Origin of the sequence: Luteibacter sp. (assembly GCF_051958795.1) — a bacterium.
Taxonomy (GTDB): Bacteria; Pseudomonadota; Gammaproteobacteria; order Xanthomonadales; family Rhodanobacteraceae; genus Luteibacter.
In genome coordinates, this window is record NZ_JBQCFT010000214.1 from 1 (window position 1) to 4,211 (window position 4,211).

Below are 4,211 nucleotides of genomic sequence, written 5' to 3' on the forward strand. Positions count from 1 at the left end.
TCCTAGGCCTCTAGACGATGGGGACGTACTAGAAGTTGGTGGAGCCAGCCGGGATCGAACCGGCGACCTCCTGCATGCCATGCAGGCGCTCTCCCAGCTGAGCTATGGCCCCCTGCTGGAAGCCGCAAAGATTACGTCCGAACCCCCAGTCCGTCAAGCATTCGTTACATTTTTTTTTAAATTATTTTCGACAATTTCAGAATAACCATGCAGGGCGCGGACTTGCGTGAATCGTGGATTTCAGGGGTCTGGTCAGTGTTTGACCACTGCATGGACGCGGACATGTTTTCGGAAGTTCGTGCGGGTTAACCTGTCCCCTCATACACACAGGGAAAGGCATGCACGGCATCGTTTTCATCCAAGACCTCGCCACCGTGATGCTGGTGGCTGGCCTTACCACGGTGCTGTTCCAGCGCCTTCGCCAGCCGGTCGTGCTCGGCTACATCATCGCGGGCCTGCTCATCGGCCCGCACACATTCCCCTTCATCTTCATCCACGAAGAAGAGACGATCCGCACGCTCTCCGAGCTGGGCATGATCCTGCTGCTCTTCGCGCTCGGCCTCGAGTTCAGCCTGAAGAAACTGCGCGCGGTCGGCGGCGCGGCCCTGGTGGCCGCCTTTGCCGAGATCGTGCTGATGGTGTGGATCGGTTACGAGATCGGCCGCTTCTTCGGCTGGAGCACGATGGATTCGCTGTTCCTCGGCGCCATGCTGTCGATCTCGTCGACGACCATCATCATGAAGGCGCTGGAGGACCTGAACCTCAAGCGCGAGCGTTTCGCCCAGCTGAGGTTCGGCATCCTCATCGTGGAGGACCTGCTCGCCATCGTGCTGATGGCGCTGCTCACCGGTATCGCCAGCACCGGCGGTCTGGAGGCGGAGCAGGCGCTCGCCGCGGTGGGGCGGCTTGGCCTGTTCATGGCGGTGTCGCTCGTGGTCGGGTTGCTGCTGGTGCCGCGGGTGGTGGATTACATCGCGCGGGTGAGCCGTAACGATGTGCTGCTGATCGCCGTGCTCGGCATCTGCTTCGGTTTCTGCCTGCTGGTGACCGAGCTCGGCTACAGCGTGGCGCTGGGCGCCTTCATGATCGGCGCGATCGTGGCCGAGGCGGAGAGCGTCGCCCGCATCGAGCGCATCATCATGCCGGTGCGCGACATGTTCAGCGCCATCTTCTTCGTGGCGATCGGCATGCTGATCGATCCGGCGCTGCTCGCCGAATGCGCGTGGCCCATCACCATCGTGACGATCGCCGTGGTGCTGGGGAAGGTGGTGACCTGCAGCTTCGGCAGCTTCGTGGCCGGCAACGATGGGCGGACGTCGCTCCGGGTTGGCATGGGCCTGGCGCAGATCGGCGAATTCTCCTTCGTCATCGCCACGCTGGGCCTCAGCCTGAAGGTCACCAGCAACTTCCTCTATCCGGTGGCGGTGGCGGTATCCGCGATCACCACCTTCCTCACGCCTTACCTGATCCGCCTGTCCGACCCACTCGCCACGGGGCTGGGGCGGGTGCTGCCCGCGCGGGTGACGGGCGTGTTCGGCGCGTACACGGAGTGGATGGGCAACCTCGGCCTGCAGGGGCAGGGCGCCATCGTGATGAAGATGATCCGGCGCCTCGTCTGGCACGTGATCATCAACATGGCGCTGGTCATCGCTGTCTTCATCGGCACGGCGTTCGCCTACCGCCGCGGCTTCATGCACCTGGATCTCTTCAGTGACAACCCGGTCGTGCGGCGCAGCCTCGCCTGGTCGGTGGCCGCGCTGGTGTCGTTGCCCATGGTGGTGGCGGCCTATCGCAAGGCCGGGGCGCTGGGCATGCTGCTGGCGGAGCTGAGCATCCCCGACCGGTTCGGCGCGCGCACCTACCGGATCCGGGCCGTGCTGGGCCGGATCATTCCGGTGGTGGTCATGTTGATCCTCGGGCTGCTGGTGGCCGCCCTGGCCTCAACGATCCTGCCGCCGCGCGAAGTCGCAGCGGTACTGATACTGATCGGGATCGGCCTGACCTGGCTGCTCTGGCGGGTTCTGGTGCAGGTGCACGCCCGTCTCCAGGCCGCCCTGCGCGATACCCTGGACAAGCCGGGCCAGGGCCACGGGGAGTAATCCGGACGAATTCACGAAAGGTCCATGAACTTTTCGTATGAAACCTTGTCTCTGCCACCGTCATTGCAAGCGGGGCGCGAAGCACAGCACAATGGCGATTCCGCCTCCACACGGAGGTGCACACGGCGGCCTCGCCGATTTTCTCCAAAGAGAGGGAGTAACGAATGAAGCACTTTTTGCGTCCCACGATGATGGCCGTCGCCCTGGCGGTTTCGCTGGGTGCGGCCGCGGGCGCATCCGCCCAGGCTGCCAAGCCGGCAGCTGCCCCCGCGGGCGGCGTCGATAAGCAGAAGGCCAGCTATGTCGTGGGTTGGGACCTTGCCAGCTCGCTTCCGCCGCTCGTCGCGCGCGAAGTCGACCCGGCAACCGTCGCCAAGGCCCTGCAGGCTGCCCTGTCCGGCCAGAAGCCGACCATGAGCGAAGCCGAAGCCAAGACCACGCGCGAAGCCTTCGTGGCCCAGCTGAAGGTCAAGGCCGAAGCCGAGTACAACAAGGTGGCGAGCCAGAACAAGTCGGAAGGCGATGCCTTCCTGGCCAAGAACACGTCGGCTGCCGGCGTGAAGACCACGGCCTCGGGCCTGCAGTACACGGTCGTCCAGGCCGGTACCGGCCAGCGTCCGGGTCCGAACGACACGGTCACCATCAACTACACCGGCACCTTCGTGAACGGCGAGAAGTTCGACTCCTCGGCCGACCACCAGCCGGCCGGCCCGGCCCAGATCCCGCTCGCCGCGGTCATCCCGGGCTTCCGCGAAGGCCTGCAGCTCATGCAGACCGGCGGCAAGTACAAGCTGTTCATCCCGTCGAACATCGCTTACGGCGCCAAGCCGGAAAACGGCTTCCCGCCGAACGCGACGATCATCTTCGACGTCGAGCTGCTCAAGACCGGCCCGACCCCGGCCGGCCAGGGCCCGGGCGCTGGCGCCCCGGCTCCGCAGGGTGGCAAATAATCCGCTTAGCGGCTTATCTGCATGAGAGGGGCGCTTCGGCGCCCCTTTTTTTTGTCCTGCCGGCGCATCGTTGGACTACAATCGGCGGCTGATTTCCAGGAAAAGCCAGCAGCATGGCTGATGCCGACGACCGCCTGATGGAACTCGAGGTGCGCCTCGCCTTCATCGATGACACCGTGAATGGCCTCTCGTCCGCGGACGCCGACCTTGCGCGCCGCCTCGATGCCCTCGAGCGCGCCGTGCGCGAGATGCGCTCCGACCTGGCCACGATGCGCACCGGCGCGGGTGGCGACCCCGCGGTCGAACCGCCGCCCCCGCATTACTGATACCGCGTAAAGAGCCTTACCGACCATGGCAGAGTCCCTGCGTGACCAGTTGTTGAAGAGCGGCCTCGTCAAGGAGATCCGCGAAGAGGCGCGTAAGTCCGCGCCGCCGCCGCGCCAGGGTGGCAAGGATGGCCAACGGCCGCAGGGTGGCAACCGCGGCGGCCAGGGCGGCCAGGGCGGTAATCGCTCCGGCCAGGGCGGTAATCGACCCGCGCAGGGCGGCTCCGGCCGCGGACAGGGGAATGGCCGACCGCACGGTGCCGTCCGCAGGGCGCCCAGGGCAATGCCCAGCGTCCCCCGCGCAAGGATGGCGAGATGGACCTGGCCAAGGCCTACGCCATGCGTGCACAGACCGAGGCCACCGAGCGCCGCCAGGCCGAGGCCGAGGCCGCCGAACAGGCACGCCTGCGCAAGGAAAAGAAGCGCAAGGTCGAAGAACTATTGAAGGGCAAGGCACTCAACCTCGCCGATGCCGACCACGTGCGCCACTTCCCCTACGGCGAGAAGATCCGCCGCGTGCATGTCGACGCCGCGCAGCTGGCGCGAATCAATGCAGGCGAACTGGGGGTCGTGCAGCAGGGCGGCCGTTACCTCGTCGTCGAGAAAGCCGTGATCGATGCGCTGCGCGAGATCGCGCCGGAATTCATCGCGCTGCTGGTCGACCCGAATGCACCCAACGAATCCGACGATGGCGTGCCCGACGACCTGATGTGGTGATGACCTGATGTGGTGATGACCTGACCGCATGTGGGAGCGGGGGGGGGGGGGGGGGGGGGGGGGGGGGGGGGGGACGCCCGCCGCCCCGGCGCCCCCCCCCCACAGGGGGGGTTGGGGGG

General features: G+C 66.1%; 4 protein-coding genes and 1 tRNA gene. 4 read left to right on the top strand and 1 reads right to left on the bottom strand.

Annotated elements, in window-relative coordinates; all coding sequences use genetic code 11:
• Positions 1–36: 36 nt before the first annotated feature.
• Positions 37–112, bottom strand: a tRNA-Ala gene (locus ACTHLF_RS10770).
• A 226-nt stretch (positions 113–338) separates the two neighbouring features.
• Between ACTHLF_RS10770 and ACTHLF_RS10775 the strand changes: the two genes are divergently transcribed.
• From ACTHLF_RS10775 to ACTHLF_RS10790, 4 genes are all read left to right on the top strand, one after another.
• The gene (locus ACTHLF_RS10775) at positions 339–2,099 is read left to right on the top strand and encodes a cation:proton antiporter (RefSeq protein WP_440327305.1); all 1,761 of its coding nucleotides are present in this window, start codon (positions 339–341) and stop codon (positions 2,097–2,099) included.
• Between the two features lie 164 nt (positions 2,100–2,263).
• Positions 2,264–3,049, top strand: a complete 786-nt coding sequence (locus ACTHLF_RS10780; RefSeq protein ID WP_440327307.1) for an FKBP-type peptidyl-prolyl cis-trans isomerase — start codon at positions 2,264–2,266, stop codon at positions 3,047–3,049.
• 113 nt (positions 3,050–3,162) lie between these two features.
• Positions 3,163–3,375 (top strand): SlyX family protein, encoded by a 213-nt coding sequence (locus tag ACTHLF_RS10785; protein ID WP_440327309.1) that lies wholly within the window; start codon positions 3,163–3,165, stop codon positions 3,373–3,375.
• A gap of 315 nt (positions 3,376–3,690) precedes the next feature.
• A complete protein-coding gene (locus ACTHLF_RS10790; RefSeq protein WP_440327311.1) occupies positions 3,691–4,092 on the top strand; it encodes a DUF2058 family protein in 402 nt (133 codons plus the stop codon).
• Positions 4,093–4,211: the final 119 nt, after the last annotated feature.